Below are 15,779 nucleotides of genomic sequence, written 5' to 3' on the forward strand. Positions count from 1 at the left end.
GATGACCACCGACACCGTAGACCTCATCGACCTCCACGCCTGGGCGGGCGAGGAGTACGAGTTCCCCGCCTCCGACACCCAGAGCCGCCTGCTCGTCCTCGACCAGATGGACCCCGGCACCGCCCAGTACAACGTGCCCGCCGCGTTCGCCGTGCGCGGTCCCTTCGACCCCGCCGCGTTCCGCCGCGCGCTGGACGCGCTCGTCGCCCGTCACGAGTCGCTGCGGACCGTGTTCCGTACCGCCGCCGACGGCACCCAGGCGCAGATCGTCTCCACGGCTCGACGGGCCGGGTTCACGGTCGAGCGGGACGTGCCGGCCGGCCGGGTGGACGCCCTGATCCGTACGGAGGCCGCCCGCCCCTTCGACACGGCCGCGGGACCCCTCCTGCGCTGCACCGTGTACGCCGTGGACGACGGGACCCACCGGGTGCTGCTCGTCGCCCACCACCTGGTCTGCGACGGCTGGTCGCTCGGCCTCGTACTGGACGAACTGTCCGCCGCGTACGGTCAGGAGACCGGCGGCCCGCCGCACCACCCGGCCCCCCTCCCGCTCCAGTTCGCGGACTACGCCGCCTGGCAGCGGGAGCGCCAGGCCGACGGCGCGTTCACGGAGGCGGTGGCGCACTGGGCCGAACGCCTGCGCGGCGCGCCCCCCGTCGCGGAACTGCCGCTGGACCGGCCGCGCCCGCCGGTCCGTACCTCCGCCGGCGGCGTCGAGCGCTTCCTGCTCGACGCCGGGGTCAGGGAACGCCTCGCCGAGGTCGCGGCGGCCCAGGGCGCCACCCCGTTCATGACGATGTTCGCCGTGTACGCGGCGTTCCTCGCCCGGATCTCGGGCCGCGACGACCTCGTCGTCGGCTTCCCGGTGTCCGGCCGCGACCGGCCCGAACTGGGCGGCATGATCGGCATGCTGGCCAACACGCTGGCGCTGCGCGTCGACGTGTCGGGCGACCCGTCCCTCGACGGGCTCACCGGCCGTGTCCGGGCCGCGCTGCTGGCGGCCAGGCCCCACCAGGACGCGCCGTTCGAGGCGGTGGTCGACGCCCTCGCCCCCGTCCGCGAGACCAGCCACGACCCCGTCGTGCAGGTGGCGCTCACCTACGACGACGAGGCGGAGGTCGCGCTGGACCTGTCCGGCGCCGACACCGAGCGGCTCGCCCTCACCCTGGACACCGCGAAGTTCGACTTCCTGCTCTTCGTGGAGCGGTGGGGCGCCGACCTGGCCGCCCAGTTCATCTACCGCGCCGACCTCTTCGACGCCGGGACGGTACGCCGCTGGACGGTCACCTTCCGGACCCTGCTGGACGGCCTCCTCGCCGACCCGGCCGCCCCGCTGTCCTCCGTCGAAGCCGTGCCGGCCGACGAGCGCCGCCGTACTCTCGCCGTCGCCGACCGCGTCGCGGAGGCCGCGCCCCCGGACCGCCTGGTGCCCGACCTGATCGCCGACATCGCGGCCGTACGCCCCGACGCCACGGCCCTGGTCAGCGGCGACCTGCGCCTCAGCTACCGCGAGCTGCTCGCCCGGGCCGACGCCCTCGCGGCCCGGCTGCGCGCCGCCGGCGTACGGCCCGGATTCCGCGTCGGCCTGCTCCTGCCCCGCTCGGCCGACCAGGGCATCGCGGCCCTCGCGGTCCTGCGCGCGGGCGGCGCGTACGTCCCGCTGGACCAGGCCCACCCGACCGCCCGGCTCCGCCACATGGTGGAGAGCTCGGGCACCGGACTGCTCCTGACGGCTCGTGGGACGGCGGAGAAGGGGGAGAGCCTGGACGTGCCGTGCGTCCGCCTCGACCGGCCGGCCGTCACCGACCCGGTACTGCCGGGAGCGGCCCCCGCCGGTCCGGTCCGGGCGCCGGGCCCCAAGGACCTCGCGTACGTCCTGTTCACCTCCGGCTCCACCGGCGTGCCCAAGGGCGTCGCCGTCGAACACCGGGCCCTGGTCAACCTCACCCGCGCGGTACGGCACTCCTTCCCCGTCGACGCGGACGACCGGGTCCTGCAATTCGTGTCGTTCGGCTTCGACGTCGCCGTCTCCGACCTCTTCTTCCCCTGGGTCGCGGGCGCCGAGCTGCACATCCCGAACGAGGACGAACGGATCGGCGAGGCCCTCCTGGACAAGCTCAGGGAGTCCCGCATCACCTATGTCTTCCTGCCGCCGTCCGCCGCGATGCTGCTGCCCGACCTCGCCGGGCAACTGCCCGACCTGCGGACCGTCGGGGTCGGCGGCGAGCCCTGCCCGCCCGAGCTGGTCGAACGGCTCAGCGCGCCCGGACGGCGGATCGTCAACGCGTACGGGCCCAGCGAGGTCACCGTCTACGCCACCACCGCCGACCTGGTGCCCGGCGAGCCCGTGGTGCTCGGCGGCGCGGTCGCCGGGGCCCGGGTCTACGTCCTGGACGAGCTGCTCAGGCCCGTCCCCACCGGCGTCACCGGCGAGATCTACATCGCGGGCGCCTCCCTGGGACGCGGCTACATCGGACAGCCCGGCATGACCGCGGAACGGTTCGTCGCCGACCCGCACGGCGCGCCGGGCACCCGGATGTACCGCAGCGGCGACCTCGGCAAGATCGACGCGAGCGGCCTCATCCACTACCTCGGACGCGGCGACCTCCAGGTCAAACTGCGCGGCGTACGCATCGAACTCGGCGAGATCGAGACCCTGCTGGCCGCCACCCCGGGCGTCGCCCTCGCGGCGGCCACCGTCCGGGGCACCGGCACCGAACAGCGCCTCGTCGCGTACGTCGTCGGCCGGGACGGGGCCGCGCCCCCCGACGCCGCCCTGCGCGCCCACCTCGTCACGAAGCTGCCCGGCTTCATGGTGCCCGAGGTGTTCGTACGCCTCGACGAGATGCCGCTCAGCCGCAACGGGAAGATCGACCGGGCCCGGCTCCCCGCGCCCGCCGTCCTCCCGGCCCCGCAGGACGACGGTCCGGCCCCCGTCGCCGGCACCCCCACCGAGCGGCTGGTGGCCGGGGTGTGGGCCCGCGTCCTGACCCTCGACCGGGTCGCCGTCCACGACAACTTCTTCGACCTGGGCGGCAATTCGGTACGGATGCTCAGCGTCCTGTCCGCCCTGCGCGAGCGGCCGGAGCTGGGCCCCATCAGCCTGGTCGACCTGTTCCGCCACCCCACCGTCGTCACCCTCGCCGCCCACCTCGACCGCGCGAACGCCGCGCCCACCGGGCGGACCCCCGCCCCCGCACACCCCGCCGAGACGGCCGCCGCGCGCGGCGTCGACCGGCACGCACGCCGCACCGCCGCCGCCCACCGACTCAGCTCCCGGAAAGGCTCCACACGATGACCGAGAAGGCAGCAGCCACCGACACCACCCCGGCCGAGTCCGCGATCGCGGTCGTCGGGATGAGCGGGCGCTTCCCCGGCGCCCCCGACCTGGACACGTACTGGAGCAACCTCCTCGGCGGGGTCTGCTCGGTGACCGACTTCACCGAGGACGAACTCCTCGCCGACGGCGCCGACGCCCAGGAGGTGAGAAGCCGCGACTACGTCCCCGCCAAGGGCTTCCTGCCGGACGCGGACCGCTTCGACGCGGAGCTGTTCGGCTTCAACCGCACCGAGGCCGCGGCCCTCGACCCCCAGCACCGGCTGCTCCTCCAGACGGCCTGGGCCGCCCTGGAGGACGCGGGGCGCAATCCGCGGGGCGGATCCGCGCGCACCGGCGTGTACGTCGGCGGCGGCTCCACCGAGCACATGCTGGCCGCCGCGACCGACCCCCGGCTCGCCGCGTCGATCGGGGCGCTCCAGGTCCGCATCCTCACCGACCGCGAGTTCCTCGGCCCGTGGATCTCGTACCGCCTCGGTCTGGAGGGCCCGAGCCTGACCGTGCAGACGGCCTGCTCGACCTCGCTGACCGCCGTTCACCTCGCGGTGCAGTCGCTGCTGCTCGGCGAGTGCGACACGGCGCTGGCCGGCGGCGTCGCCGTGGACACGGTGCGCAAGCGCGGTTACGTCCACACCCAGGGCGGGATCTTCTCGCCCGACGGCCGCTGCCGCCCCTTCGACGAGCGGGCCGGCGGCACCGTACCGGGCAACGGGGTCGGGGTGGTCGTGCTGCGGCGGCTGTCCGACGCGCTCGCCGACAACGACCCGATCAGGGCGGTCATCCGGGGCAGCGCCGTCACCAACGACGGCGCCACCAAGGTCGGGTTCACCGCGCCCGGCGTCGACCAGCAGACCGCCGCGATCGTCGAGGCCTGGGCCGCCGCCGGGCTCGACCCCGCCGACGCCCAGTACCTGGAGGCGCACGGTACGGCGACCGCGCTCGGCGACCGCGTCGAGGCGGCGGCGGCGACCGCCGCGTTCAAGGGGGCGCTGGGCACCGGCCGGATCGGCATCGGCTCGGTGAAGTCCAACATCGGACACCTGGACGCCGCCGCGGGCGTGGCCGCGCTCATCAAGTCGGTCCTCATGCTGGAGCACGCGACCCTGGTGCCGAACGCCAACGCCGGCCGCCCGCACCCCGGCATGGCCTTCGCGGACTCGCCGTTCCACGTGGTCGACCGGGCCGCCGCCTGGGAGGAGCCCGAATTCGGCCCGCGCCGGGCGGGCGTCAGCTCGGTCGGCATCGGCGGCACGAACGTGCACGTCGTCCTGGAGCAGGCGCCCGGGCGCGCCGCCGCCGAAGAGCCGGACGCCGGATCCGTACCGGAGATCCTGCTCCTGTCCGCCCGTACGAGAGAGGATCTCGCCGCCCTCGCCGGACGGCTCGCGGCGGCGCTGCGGGCGCCCGGCGCCCCGTCCCTCGCGGACACCGCCCACACGCTGCGGGTGGGGCGCGCCCCGATGGACGTCCGCGGCTATGTGCGGGCGGCCGACCTGGCCGGCGCGGCGGCCGGGCTGGCCGAACTGGCCGGGGGCGCCCTGACCGCCGGCGGCCTCGACCCGCTGGGCGAGACCTGGCTCAGCGGCGGGCCCGCGCCCGAGGCGGGCGGCGGCCGCCGGGTCTCCCTGCCGGCGTACCCCTTCGCGGGCGAGAGCTTCGGCGCCTTCGACCTCACCTCCCGCGCGGCCCGCGACGAGCGGCCGGAACAGCCCGAGGAAGCGGGCGAGTCCGGCGCCGGCCTGGAGCAGGCCGTCCGCGCGCTGCTCGCCGAGGCCCTGGGCCTGGAGGACGCGGACGACCCGGAGATGACGTACTTCGCGGCCGGCGGCGACTCCCTGACCGCCGTCCACCTGGTGGGCTGCCTGCGGGACGACTTCGACCTCGACGTCCCCATCACGCTCTTCCTGGAGCAGCTGACCCTGCACGAGATGGCCCGCCGGATCGCGGCGGCCCGCGACGGGGACGACTCGCTCGACGCGCTGATGTCGGAGTTCGAGGCGGAGTAGTTCCCGCGCACCACAAAGGGCCTGGGGCCGCATCCCGGAAGGGATGCGGCCCCAGGCCCTTGACGGCGGCGCGAGCGTCAGACGCCGCCCGTGCCCGTACGACTGGCGGTACGGTCGGAACGCCCCGCCCCCGCCACGGACGCGGCGACCAGATCCGCCACGTACGGCAGGTGGTCGCCCAGGAAGAAGTGCCCGCCGGGCAGCACGTGCCGCTCGAACGGGCCCTCGGTCTCACGCTCCCACGCCAGGACGCGCCCGACGTCCACCCGGGGGTCGTCGTCCCCGGTCAGCGCGGTGACCGGGCAGCCCAGCGGAGGCCCCGGGCGGTGCGTGTGGGCGAAGAGCATGGCGTAGTCGGCGCGCAGCGGCGGCAGGGCCAGTTCGAGGATGTCCGGGTTGCTGAGCAACTCGTGCTCCGTCCCCGACAGCAGCCGCATCTCCCCGATCAGGTCCTCGTCGCTCGGCGGGTTCGGCAGCCGTGGCCGCTGCGCCAGCGAGGGACCCTCACGCCCGGAGACGAACAGCGCCGCCGGGCCCCGCCCCTCGCGTTCGAGCCGGCGCGCGGTCTCGAACGCCAAAATCGCGCCCATGCTGTGGCCGAACAGCACCAACGGCCGGCCCCCGCTCGCGGGGAGTCCGGCCACGACGGCGTCCACCACCTCGCCGAGCCGTTCGGTGAACGGCTCGGCGAAGCGGTCGTGCCGCCCGGGGTACTGCACGACCAGTGTCTCCGCCGTCCCCCCGACCGCGATCGACAGCGGCAGGTAGGCGCCCGCCGAGCCTCCGGCGTGCGGGAAGCACAGCAACCGCGCCCCGGCTTCGGGAGCCGGGCGGAAACACCGTGTCCAGTTGTCCACAACATCCCTTCTCTCGTCTGGGGTCGGTCCCGGACCGGTCCGGTCACCGGGCCCGCTCACCTCCCCGCCGCGACCCAGCTTTCCAGCTGTTCGCGGGTGGTGGCGGGATCCGCGACAAGAACGGTCAGTTCGTCGTCGCGGGAGTTGAGGGTGGAAATGGCCGGGCAGCGGTGGCAGGCCTCGACTCCGGTCTGGTTCCACCACTTGCAGTGCGGTCGGAGGTGGCACCGTGGCACGGCGCTCGCGTCGGTCCCGGCCGGCACGGTCTTGATGCGCTCGATCAGACCGCAGGCCTCACCGACCCGGTTCGCGCAGTCCGACACGCAGTGCGAGGCGAACCGGAGCACCCGGCTGGGCGCGATTCCCTCCGGGATGCTGCCGAGTACATCGGCCGCCGGTACGGGTTCCGCCAGGTAGACGACCTGATCGCCGTCCCCGGAACGGACGCCGAGGACAACGCTCTCCGGGCGGCTCGCATCGCCGCTCGGACACCAGGCGACGGGGGTCTCCCGCACGTCCTGAGCACGGTCCGCTGAGCTGTCCACGGTGCTCACCTCCATTTCGTCAGCAGAAAAGGGCGCGGGTGGTGCTCGCGGTGACTTCGGAGATCATCCCGACGACGATGACGCCACCGGTGTCCCCCTTCTCCTGCTCGGTGGCGACCGCCTGCGCGATGCTCGCCGCGAGCTGCTCCTGCGACGTGATGCGCTCGGGACGCGGGGCCGCGGCGGCGGAGGCGGTGCCGCCGGCCGTCACGAGACCGGTCACGAGCGCCACGGCCGCCGCTGCCGTACGAAGGTTGTTGTTCATTCGTCTCCTCCATGAAGTCGGGTGACACGTACTGGAGTTGACGCTAGAACCTGAGAACGCCCCGGATCGGCAGTTGCGGCGGCACCTTCGCACGGGCGGCGCTGCCTGAGGGGTACGGCGGGTCAGCGCACGCTTCTCCGGTAGATCTGCCGGGAGCCGCCCTCCGGGCCGGGAGCGGTCGGTTCGGCGGGCGTGAAGCCGAGGCGCTCGTAGAAGGCGCGGGCGCCGCTGGTGACGGCGCCGGGGTGGTCGGCGCCGAAGGTGACCACTTCGAGGGTGCCGGGCCCCCGGACGAACCGGCGCACCGCCTCCGCCATGAGGGCCCGGCCGACACCGGTGCCGCGGGCCTCCTCGGAGATGACGAGCCAATGGACGTGGTGGACCGGCGGCTCCGCGCCGAACAGCAGGCCGCCGAGGAGCGCGCTGCCGGGATCCGCCCCCGACGGAACCGCGGCCAGCGCGGTGGATTCGCGGAGGTGCGCGTCCACCGCGTCCCGGAAGCCGGGATCCCCGACCATCGGGCCGAACCAGTGCTCCACCTGGGCGGCGAGGGCGGTGAACGCGGCGAGATCCCGTTCCCGGGCCAGTCTGACGATCATGCGACCAGTCTGCCGGACCGACCGATCCGCCCGGCCCGGGACGGCTTCGCGCCTCAGGGGCGGCCCGCGCAGTCCGGGTCGGACACGACCACCTGGTGGGCCGGGATGATCTCGATCTCCTTGTTGTCGTCGTCCTGGTTCTGGAAGGACCGGGTGGTCGTGTAGGCGCGCCGCCCCTCGCCGACACACTTGGTGGCGAGGTTCCCGAACCCGTCGGGGAAGTTGTAGACCTCCGCCGCCGAGTCCTCCCCCGCGCGCCCGCTGACCGGCGCGTCCGCCTTGCCGCGCTCCTCGTAGTGCTCGCGGGAACAGCCCACCGTCAGTGCGAGGAGCGCGCAGACGGCGACGGCGGCCGAGGCCCGTCCCGCCGGCCTCACCCGCACGAACTGTCCTTGACTATCTGGACGTTGGACGGGCCGGTGGCGTTGGTGGTGACGTACGCGCGGTTCCCGTGGCCGACACACTTGGTGGCCAGGTTCCCGAACCCGTCGGGGAAGTTGAACACCTCCGCCGCGGAGTTGTCGCCCTGCTTCCCCTGCACGGGCGCGTCCCCCTTGCCGCGCTCGTCGTCGTACTCCTTCGAGCACCCGGACAGCGCGAGAAGCGCCGTCGTGGCCAGCACCAGACCCGTGATCGTTCTGACGTTCCGTCGCATGCGCTCTCCCCGTTTCCCGAACCGTGGACCATGGTGGCGACCGGAGCCGGGTCACGGTCAAGGGAGTTGAGCGACCTCAGAGGTTCCGTGTCGGACATGTCCCGATTGTTGACATCGTGTTGCGTTCCTGCGGCCGGGCAGAACGTCGCTTCCGCGGGCGAATCCCGGCGCCGTACCGTGACGGTTCCGCCAGAGGAAGCAGGACCGACGTGACCGTCACCGACGACGTCATCCGCTCCCTGACGTTCAGTCGGAAGCCGCGAGTCGCGGGAGAGCCGGGGCGGCCGCCGGACGGGATCAGCCGCGGGTACGTCTCCGGTGGCTGGTGTCGCACCACGGGAAGCGCCGGCTGCGCCGGCAGGTGCACAGCGCGACCCGGAACCGGTCCGAGGTGGCGGTCGTCCCGTCGTCCAGCTCCACCGTCACCGGGCCGTCGACCAGCGTGGGCCCTTCGCGCTGCACGCGCAGCCGGACCGGCTCCGGCTCCCCGGCGGGTTCGCGCGCCACGGTCACCGCCCCCCGCCCGGGCCAGTGCGCAACGACGTGTCGCCCGCCCGCCAGCACCCCAGGAGGCGCGCGCCGAGACGGCTCTCCAGGTAGGTCGTCGCGTCGATCCCGAAGGCGACGTCCGGCGCGAGGCGCGGCTCCTCCTCCAGCAGCCCCCCGACCACCTCGTGCCGCATGACCTGCTCGTGCACGGCGTCCGCCTCCACGTGCTCGGTGTGGAAGAACTCCGCCGCCGGACCCGCCCCGGTCCGCTTCATCGCCAGCGCCAGCCGCCGCGACCCGGGCGACGACGTGATCTCGACGCTCGCGTAGTGCCCCACCAGCGCGCCCCGCCACTCCCGGTGCAGCCCCAGCAGGGACATCAGGTTGACGGTGGCCAGCATCTCCGCGCACGCGGCGTCGAGGTAGCGGCCGTACGCCGGATCCAGGTCCAGGTCGGTCATCAGCTCCGCGAACAGCCGCGCGTGCACCCGCTCCGCCCGGCCCGCGCCGAACTCGTCGAACTCGACCGCCGCCATGCCGGCCTTGGCCCGGCCCCACAGCCTCGGCAGCACCCAGGCGTGCGGATCGGCCTCCTTGAGGTGGTAGAGCGAGCGGTGGACCGCGTACTCCCGTACGTGCCACAGCTCGCCGTCGTCCTGGAGGAACAGCGACACGCCCGTCCCGTCGTCCCGCGCCGGTTCGACCAGCAGTTCCGCCATCGCCTCGGCGGGGTCGTCGTGCCGGGAGGCGTCCCGGCGCAGGGCGTCCAGGAACCGTTCCTCCAGACCGGCCCGCGCCGCCAGCAGGGCGGGGTCCCATTCGAGGGAGGCGTCCACCCTGGCGAAGCCCCGGTAGTGGAGTTCGTAGCAGACGTACAGCGCCAGCTGGAGGTCGTCCCCGTACGGATCCGCCGTGCGCGCGTCCGCGCGGCCGGGCGGCGGCGCCCCGTCGCGCAGGAAGCCGATCACCGCCGCTGACAGCTCACCGCGCGCGACCGGCAGCGCGGGACCGTGTGTGTCGATTGCCATGACACACCTCTACCCGCTGACCTCCGCGGACTGACCGGAAAAACGTTATTTGCTGCGTTTTGGCCCAGCCGCCCGACCGCCGGACGGGAATGAGCCACCACCCGCATGAGTTTCACGCCGTGCGGTCCGTGGCGCAGCCGAGCCCCGACCGCACCGGGAGGAGAGAATCGCGACGTGACGGAAGCTACATCGGAGTCCGGCTACGCGGGGCGGACGGAGTGCGCCGGGGTGCGCACCCCCTGGAGGACGTTCCTGCGCACCGAGACGGGCAGCGCCGCCGTCCTGCTGGCGGCCGTGATCGCCGCCCTGACCTGGGCGAACATCAGTCTGTCGTCGTACGAGACCTTCTGGCACAACGGCCTGTCCGTGCGGATCGGGTCCTACGGCCTGTCGATGGACCTGCGGGAGTGGATCAACAGCGGGCTGATGACGATCTTCTTCTTCGTCGTCGGCCTGGAGGCACGCCGCGAGTTCGACACGGGCGAGCTGCGGGAGAGACGCCGCGTCGCGCTGCCCTTCGTCGCCGGGATCAGCGGCATGGCACTCCCGGTCGCGATCTATCTCGCCATCAACGCCGGGGACGGCAGTGTGCACGGCTGGGGCGCCGCGATGTCCACGGACACCGCGTTCGCCCTCGGCATGCTCGCCCTCCTCGGCAGACGGCTGCCCGGCGGGCTGCGCGCCTTCATCCTCTCCGTCGCCGTCGTCGACGACTTCGTGGCCCTGGCCGTCATCGCCGTCGCCTACAGCGAGAACGTCGACATGGCCGCCGTCCTCGCCGCCGTCGGCCTGCTGATCGTCATCGTGGTGCTGCGCGGGACCGGCGTACGGCGTGGCGCGGTGTACGCGGTCCTCGCCGTGGGCGTGTGGATCGCCCTCCTCGAATCGGGGGTCGACCCGGTGGTCACCGGCCTCGCGATGGGGCTGCTCACCTTCGCCTACCCGGCGTCCCGCTCCGACCTGGAGCGCGCGAGCGGCCTCTTCCGCCGCTTCCGCGAACAGCCCACCCCGGAGCTGGAGCGCTCGGCGCGCCTCGGGCTGGCCTCGGCGGTCTCGCCGAACGAACGGCTCCAGCGCATGTACCACCCGTGGAGCAGCTATGTGATCGTGCCGCTGTTCGCGCTGGCCAACGCCGGCATCCGGATCACCCCGCACGAGCTGTCCCAAGCCTTCACCTCACCGATCACCCTCGGCATCCTGGTCGGCTTCGTGGTCGGCAAACCGCTCGCCATCCTGACCGCCTCCTACCTGGCCACCCGCCTCAGCGGCGGGCGACTGCGGCCCCCGGTGGGCTGGGGCGCGACGGCGGCGGGCGGCACGATCGCCGGGGCCGGCTTCACCGTGTCGCTGCTCATCGCGACCCTGGCGTTCCACGGCGACCAGCTGGAGGAGGCGAAGATCGGCACCCTCTCCGCGCTGATCTGCGCCTTCCTCGTCGCCTGGGCGGTCACCGCCGTCATCGGCCTGCTGCCCCGGCAGCGGCGCAACCGCGCCCTCCTCGGCACGTCGGAACAGATCGTCGACCTCGCGGTCCCCGTCGACCCCGAGCGCGACAAGGTGCGCGGCCCGATGGACGCGCCGGTCACGGTGGTCGAGTACGGCGACTTCGAGTGCCCGTACTGCGGCCGGGCCGAGTCGGTCATCCGCGACCTGCTCGCGGGCTTCGGGGACGTACGGTACGTGTGGCGGCACCTGCCCCTGACCGACGTCCACCCGCAGGCCCAGCTCGCCTCCGAGGCGTCCGAGGCGGCGGCCGAGCAGGGCGCCTTCTGGGAGATGCACGACGTGCTGCTCGCCCACCAGGAGGCGCTGCGCCCGCAGGACCTGCACCGGTACGCGGAAGAGCTGGGCCTGGACGTCGAACGCTTCCGCAAGCACCTGCGCAAGCACCAGGGGGCCGCGCGGGTCGGCGAGGACGTGGACTCGGCGGACCTCAGCGGAGTGTCGGGGACCCCCACGTTCTTCATCAACGGGCGGCGCCACCGGGGGGCGTACGACATCGGGCATCTCTCGACGGCGGTACGGGCGGCCCGCCAGCGCGCCGCGCTGGCCCCGGGGGACTGACCCCGGGTCAGACCCGCCGGCCGCCGGCCGCGTGGGCGCGCCGGCGTCCGCGCCGGCGCGGACGGCCGCGCTTGGACCACATCAGGAAGCTGGTCACCAGCAGGTACGACGTGGCCACGATGGCCACCGCCTGGACGACCACGGTGAAGACCTTGTCGCCGTACCAGATCGGCTCGTACATGTCGGGGAACGGCCCCCACGCCCCGATGTCGGCGTACCGGTAGATGAGCAGGAGCGTCAGTCCTCCGGCGGCGACCGACCAGGCGAACAGCTCGGCCGGCCACCGCCGCCACAGCAGGATCAGCAGCGCCGCCGCCGCGGCGAAACCCGCCTCGATCCGGAAGAGCGTCCCCTGGCTGATGTCGGCACTGACCAGGTCGTACCGGTCGGCCAGGTGGGCGTGCAGATAGGAGTCCAGCGCCAGACCGACGGCGGCGAGCAGCCGTGCGGCCTCCCTGACGAGCCGGCGGACCAGGCGGGTCCTGCGGGGAACGGCGGTGGGATCTGTTGCCATGACGTCTCCAGGTGCACCGTGGCCGGGGGAACCGTGGCCGGGGAAACCGTGCCGGGAAAGCAGGCGGTCAGCGGACGGTGAGCGTCCCCTTCATGAAGGGGTGGATGGTGCACATGTACTTGTACGCGCCCGGCTTGGTCGGCGCCGTGAAGGTCGCCGACTTGCCGGGCGCGATGTCACCCGTGTTCCACGCCTTGTCCGTGATGGCGGTCAGCGTGTGGGTGGTGGTGTCGTTGTTGGTCACGGTGATCTTCGTGCCGGGCGCCACGGTGAGCTTGTCCGGCATGAACTTGAAGTTCTTGATGGTGATCTTCGCCGTGGCGTTGCTCGACGGTGAGGCCGACGACGGCGGGGACGACGACGCGGGCGCCGTGGAGGCCGGTGCCGAGGACGCGGGGGCGGAGGAGGAGTCCGAGGAGCCGCTGTTGTTGTTGTCGCTGGAACAGCCCGCGACAGCGGTGAGACAGGCGAAGGCGAGTGCCAGGGCGAGGCGGGCGGGGCGACGGGACGGCATGAAGGTCTCCGGGAGATCGGGCGGGAGGCGGTACGGGAGGACGGGAGCCGGGGTCAGTAACCGGTGCCCGGGTTCTGCGACTTCTTGGTGATCTGCTTGCCGTCGGTGCCCATGACGTACCACTTGGCGCCGAACGCGTTGACGCCCTGCCCGTTGGTGTTGCCGGGCTGCGGGTCGCCGGAGAAGCGGTAGAGGGGGTGGCCGTGGTAGGTGACCTGCTTCTTGCCGTCGCTCCGGGTGCTCGTGGAGAGCAGGCTGGACTTCACGCCCGTGCCCGCGGTCGGCTTCGAGGTGACGGTGAACGGCGGCCACGCCGTGGCGCACGCCCCCTCGCAGGTGGACTTGGACGTCTTGTCCTTGTCGAACACGTACAGCGTCCGGCCCTTGTGGTCGAAGAGGATCGTGCCGAGCGGCCCCTTGGACGAGGTCACCTCCGCCGGGCTGGACGCCGACGGGGAGGCCGCCACCTCGGCGGCCCGCGGCGCCGAGGTGGCGGCGGCCGCGGAAGCGGTCTCGGCGGCGCTCGGGGCCGAGCCGCCGCCGCTGTCGCCGCCGGAACAGGCGGTGGCCGCCCCGGCGATCAGCACGGTGGCGGAGACTGCGGTGAACACTCTGGCGCGGTACGACGTCATGGTGGGCTCCTCGGGAGAGGGAGGGGCCGCCCGGTCCGGGCAGCACACGACCCGCTCGATCGGGGTCGCACACTCCCAGTGGAGGACGGCCCGCGCGACCCGGCCACCGCGCTTCGGCCGTCCGGCCGTACCACACCGCCCTTACGGGTCGTCAGCCCCGCGCGCCCAGGGCCAACAGGGCCTCGTACGCGCTCTGGACGAAGCGGTGACCGGCGTCCGGCGTCGTGTTGGCGAGGGCGGCGAGCGCGGTGCCCCGGCGCGGGCAGAACCCCGCGAACGCGGTGAAGCCGCTCGTACCGCCGGAGTGGTGGTACACGTCACCCCCGGGCCGCACCCGGATGTTCCAGACGAGAGCCAGCCGCCGGGCACCGCCCCGCACCGCGAGCCGCGGACGGGTGACGTCGGCGAGGGCCGCGCGCAGGGGGAGCGGCGCGGCGGCCTCACGGGTTCCCGGCGGGGCGCCGGGACGGGCCTCCAGGTGCGCGTCGAGGAGAGTCAGCAGGTCGCGGGCGGTGGAGCGGACGGCCCCCGCGCCCGGCAGACCGGGGATCTCCCACGGGGGGCGGGCGCCACCGTGCCCGTAACCGGTGGCCGTGGATCCCGGAGGCCCGGGCACGCAGGAGGTGCCGTACAGGCCGAGGGGGTCCAGGACCCGCGCCGCGAGGAGGTTCCCGTACGGCGCCGTGCCGTCCGCCGTGCGCGCCTCGCCCGTCCCCGTGAGGAGGTGGCCGAGGAGCGCCACCCCGAAGTTCGAGTACCGCATCCGCTCGCCGGGCCGGGCGCGGAGCCGGGTCCTGGCGAGGGCGTCCAGCAGGTCGTCCGTGTCGAACCGGGCGTACGGATTGCTCAGCCAGCGCCCCGTCGCACTGGCGAACAGACCTGGTGGCAGCCGGGGCAGCCCGGAGGTGTGGGTGGCCAGATGGAGGAGGGTGACGGGCCCGCCGCGCGGCTCCGGCACGGCCTCCGGGGGCAGGAAGCGGGTCAGCGGATCACCGGGGGCGACCTCGCCGCGCGCCACGCGCTCGGCGAACAGCAGCGCCGTCAGACACTTCGTCAGGGAGCCGATCTCGAAGCGCGTGTCGGCGGTCACCGGCGCTCCGCCCTCCCGGGCGGTCCTGCCGTACGTGACGACGGCCCGCCGGTGACCGTGCCGCAGCGCCACCGCGACGGCGCTGGCGCCCCGGGCGGCGGTGACGACCGGATGGGCGGCACCGAGGGCCCACGCCCCGGGCGGCGCGCCGGTGTGGCCGCCGGTGCCGGGGCCGGCGTTTTCGGAGGCGTACGGACGGTCCGTGCCCGGCGTGGCGCGGATCCCGGCCCGCCCCTCGCTCACGGCCGGGAGCCGAGGGTACGGGAGAGCGCGAGGGTGCCCGCGACCGCCGCGACCACCGTCGGATGGTGCTGGTCGGAGAAGCGCTCACCGGGATCGTCGCCGACGGGCTGCGCGTCGCGGGGGAACAGCCCGTCCTCGTGCTGGAGGGACGCCAGCCGCTCCCAGTCCCCGGCGTCGCAGCGTGGTTCCGGCAGACAGCTGCCGACGATCATCAGCTCGGCCATCAGGTCCCACTCACCGATCTCGGCCCAGATGTCCGTCCACACCGGCAGCCAGTCGCCGACGTACGCGCCGAGACCGGCGGCGAGACCGGTGGGCAGCCGCCCCCAGTCGGTGCTGTGGAAGATGGTGTGGGTCATGTTGTACGCGTTCGTCCAGTCGACGAGCCACGGCTCGGGGAACGAGCCGAGCCAGGTCTCCCCGATCAGCGCGTCCCAGTCGAAGGGAATCGGCCCCCGGTCGAGCCCGGCGACCCGCGCGGCGTTGGCGACGGCGAGGCGCCGGTTCGGCAGGACCTCCGCCGCCCGCGCGGAGCGCAGCGAGGTGGTGTGCGCGACGAGCCGTTCCAGCGCCCGGTGACGGTAGCCACTCCGGGCGAAGTGGGTGTACGTCTCCAGCGGGTCGCTCATCATCGGGTACCGCAGCAGCCGCTCGTGGAGCATGGCGCCCTCGCCGAGCTGCTCCCAGCAGAAGTCCAGCAGTTCGCGGGCGATCCGCAGCTCCTGCGTGCCGGCCACCGCCTCGCGGACGACGAGCGAGGCGGCGAGCGCGGTCTCGCCGAGCGGCTTGTAGACGCTGTCGGGCTCGGCCAGCTGCGCCGTGCTGTCCGCCGGCAGCGCGCCGTGCTCGCGGTGGGTGTGGAGCCAGCTCAGGGCCTTGGAGGTGACCTGGTGGGCCAGGGGGGTGACGGTGTCCATCGGGGTCTCGGTCCCATCCGGTCG

16 protein-coding genes are annotated in these 15,779 nt (G+C 73.8%); 3 read left to right on the forward strand and 13 right to left on the reverse strand.

The genetic code is table 11. The features are described 5' to 3' along the window. Position 1 precedes the first annotated feature (1 nt). Entirely contained in the window at positions 2 to 3,298 is a 3,297-nt protein-coding gene (locus tag ACIODU_RS05825) for an amino acid adenylation domain-containing protein (protein WP_401764312.1), read from the forward strand. After that, positions 3,295 to 5,343: a beta-ketoacyl synthase N-terminal-like domain-containing protein gene (locus ACIODU_RS05830; protein ID WP_401764315.1), complete on the forward strand. Its 2,049-nt coding sequence runs from the start codon at positions 3,295 to 3,297 to the stop codon at positions 5,341 to 5,343. The genes ACIODU_RS05825 and ACIODU_RS05830 overlap by 4 nt, the downstream gene beginning before the upstream one ends. 77 nt (positions 5,344 to 5,420) lie before the next feature. Here the strand turns inward: ACIODU_RS05830 and ACIODU_RS05835 are convergent, their stop codons facing one another. From ACIODU_RS05835 to ACIODU_RS05870, 8 genes are all read right to left on the reverse strand, one after another. Then, complete coding sequence (locus tag ACIODU_RS05835; RefSeq protein WP_401764318.1) at positions 5,421 to 6,200, reverse strand: thioesterase II family protein; 780 nt, start codon at positions 6,198 to 6,200, stop codon at positions 5,421 to 5,423. A 56-nt stretch (positions 6,201 to 6,256) separates the two neighbouring features. Continuing rightward, the gene (locus ACIODU_RS05840) at positions 6,257 to 6,745 is read right to left on the reverse strand and encodes a hypothetical protein (RefSeq protein ID WP_401764320.1); all 489 of its coding nucleotides are present in this window, start codon (positions 6,743 to 6,745) and stop codon (positions 6,257 to 6,259) included. 19 nt (positions 6,746 to 6,764) lie between these two features. After that, positions 6,765 to 7,010 (reverse strand): hypothetical protein, encoded by a 246-nt coding sequence (locus tag ACIODU_RS05845; protein ID WP_161308223.1) that lies wholly within the window; start codon positions 7,008 to 7,010, stop codon positions 6,765 to 6,767. A 122-nt stretch (positions 7,011 to 7,132) separates the two neighbouring features. Continuing rightward, complete coding sequence (locus ACIODU_RS05850) at positions 7,133 to 7,609, reverse strand: GNAT family N-acetyltransferase (RefSeq protein ID WP_401764323.1); 477 nt, start codon at positions 7,607 to 7,609, stop codon at positions 7,133 to 7,135. Positions 7,610 to 7,662: 53 nt separating this feature from the next. Beyond that, the gene (locus ACIODU_RS05855; RefSeq protein WP_401764326.1) at positions 7,663 to 7,992 is read right to left on the reverse strand and encodes a hypothetical protein; all 330 of its coding nucleotides are present in this window, start codon (positions 7,990 to 7,992) and stop codon (positions 7,663 to 7,665) included. Further along, on the reverse strand, positions 7,983 to 8,264 hold the full coding sequence (locus tag ACIODU_RS05860; protein WP_161308224.1) for a hypothetical protein: 282 nt from the start codon (positions 8,262 to 8,264) through the stop codon (positions 7,983 to 7,985). Before ACIODU_RS05860 ends, ACIODU_RS05855 begins: the two co-directional genes overlap by 10 nt. A 297-nt stretch (positions 8,265 to 8,561) precedes the next feature. Next, positions 8,562 to 8,771, reverse strand: a complete 210-nt coding sequence (locus tag ACIODU_RS05865) for a CDGSH iron-sulfur domain-containing protein (RefSeq protein WP_356420308.1) — start codon at positions 8,769 to 8,771, stop codon at positions 8,562 to 8,564. 2 nt (positions 8,772 to 8,773) lie between these two features. Continuing rightward, positions 8,774 to 9,781 (reverse strand): iron-containing redox enzyme family protein, encoded by a 1,008-nt coding sequence (locus ACIODU_RS05870; RefSeq protein ID WP_401764331.1) that lies wholly within the window; start codon positions 9,779 to 9,781, stop codon positions 8,774 to 8,776. 174 nt (positions 9,782 to 9,955) lie between these two features. Here ACIODU_RS05870 and nhaA point away from each other — a divergent pair, with 174 nt between their 5' ends. Continuing rightward, positions 9,956 to 11,845 carry a Na+/H+ antiporter NhaA gene (nhaA, locus tag ACIODU_RS05875; RefSeq protein ID WP_356420305.1) on the forward strand — a complete coding sequence of 630 codons (1,890 nt, stop codon included), beginning with the start codon at positions 9,956 to 9,958 and terminating at the stop codon, positions 11,843 to 11,845. A gap of 7 nt (positions 11,846 to 11,852) precedes the next feature. Here the strand turns inward: nhaA and ACIODU_RS05880 are convergent, their stop codons facing one another. From ACIODU_RS05880 to ACIODU_RS05900, 5 genes are all read right to left on the reverse strand, one after another. Continuing rightward, the gene (locus tag ACIODU_RS05880; protein ID WP_356420303.1) at positions 11,853 to 12,359 is read right to left on the reverse strand and encodes a hypothetical protein; all 507 of its coding nucleotides are present in this window, start codon (positions 12,357 to 12,359) and stop codon (positions 11,853 to 11,855) included. A gap of 67 nt (positions 12,360 to 12,426) precedes the next feature. Then, positions 12,427 to 12,873, reverse strand: coding sequence for a cupredoxin domain-containing protein (locus tag ACIODU_RS05885; RefSeq protein ID WP_356420301.1), 447 nt, complete (start codon positions 12,871 to 12,873; stop codon positions 12,427 to 12,429). 53 nt (positions 12,874 to 12,926) lie between these two features. Then, positions 12,927 to 13,505, reverse strand: coding sequence for a hypothetical protein (locus ACIODU_RS05890; RefSeq protein WP_401764336.1), 579 nt, complete (start codon positions 13,503 to 13,505; stop codon positions 12,927 to 12,929). Positions 13,506 to 13,656: 151 nt separating this feature from the next. Then, complete coding sequence (locus tag ACIODU_RS05895) at positions 13,657 to 14,838, reverse strand: serine hydrolase domain-containing protein (RefSeq protein ID WP_401764339.1); 1,182 nt, start codon at positions 14,836 to 14,838, stop codon at positions 13,657 to 13,659. After that, positions 14,835 to 15,755 (reverse strand): DUF6895 family protein, encoded by a 921-nt coding sequence (locus ACIODU_RS05900; protein ID WP_401764342.1) that lies wholly within the window; start codon positions 15,753 to 15,755, stop codon positions 14,835 to 14,837. The genes ACIODU_RS05895 and ACIODU_RS05900 overlap by 4 nt, the downstream gene beginning before the upstream one ends. Between the last annotated feature and the right edge of the window lie 24 nt (positions 15,756 to 15,779).

The sequence above is a fragment of the Streptomyces sp. NPDC088261 genome (assembly GCF_044740805.1).
In the GTDB taxonomy this organism is placed as follows: Bacteria; Actinomycetota; Actinomycetes; order Streptomycetales; family Streptomycetaceae; genus Streptomyces.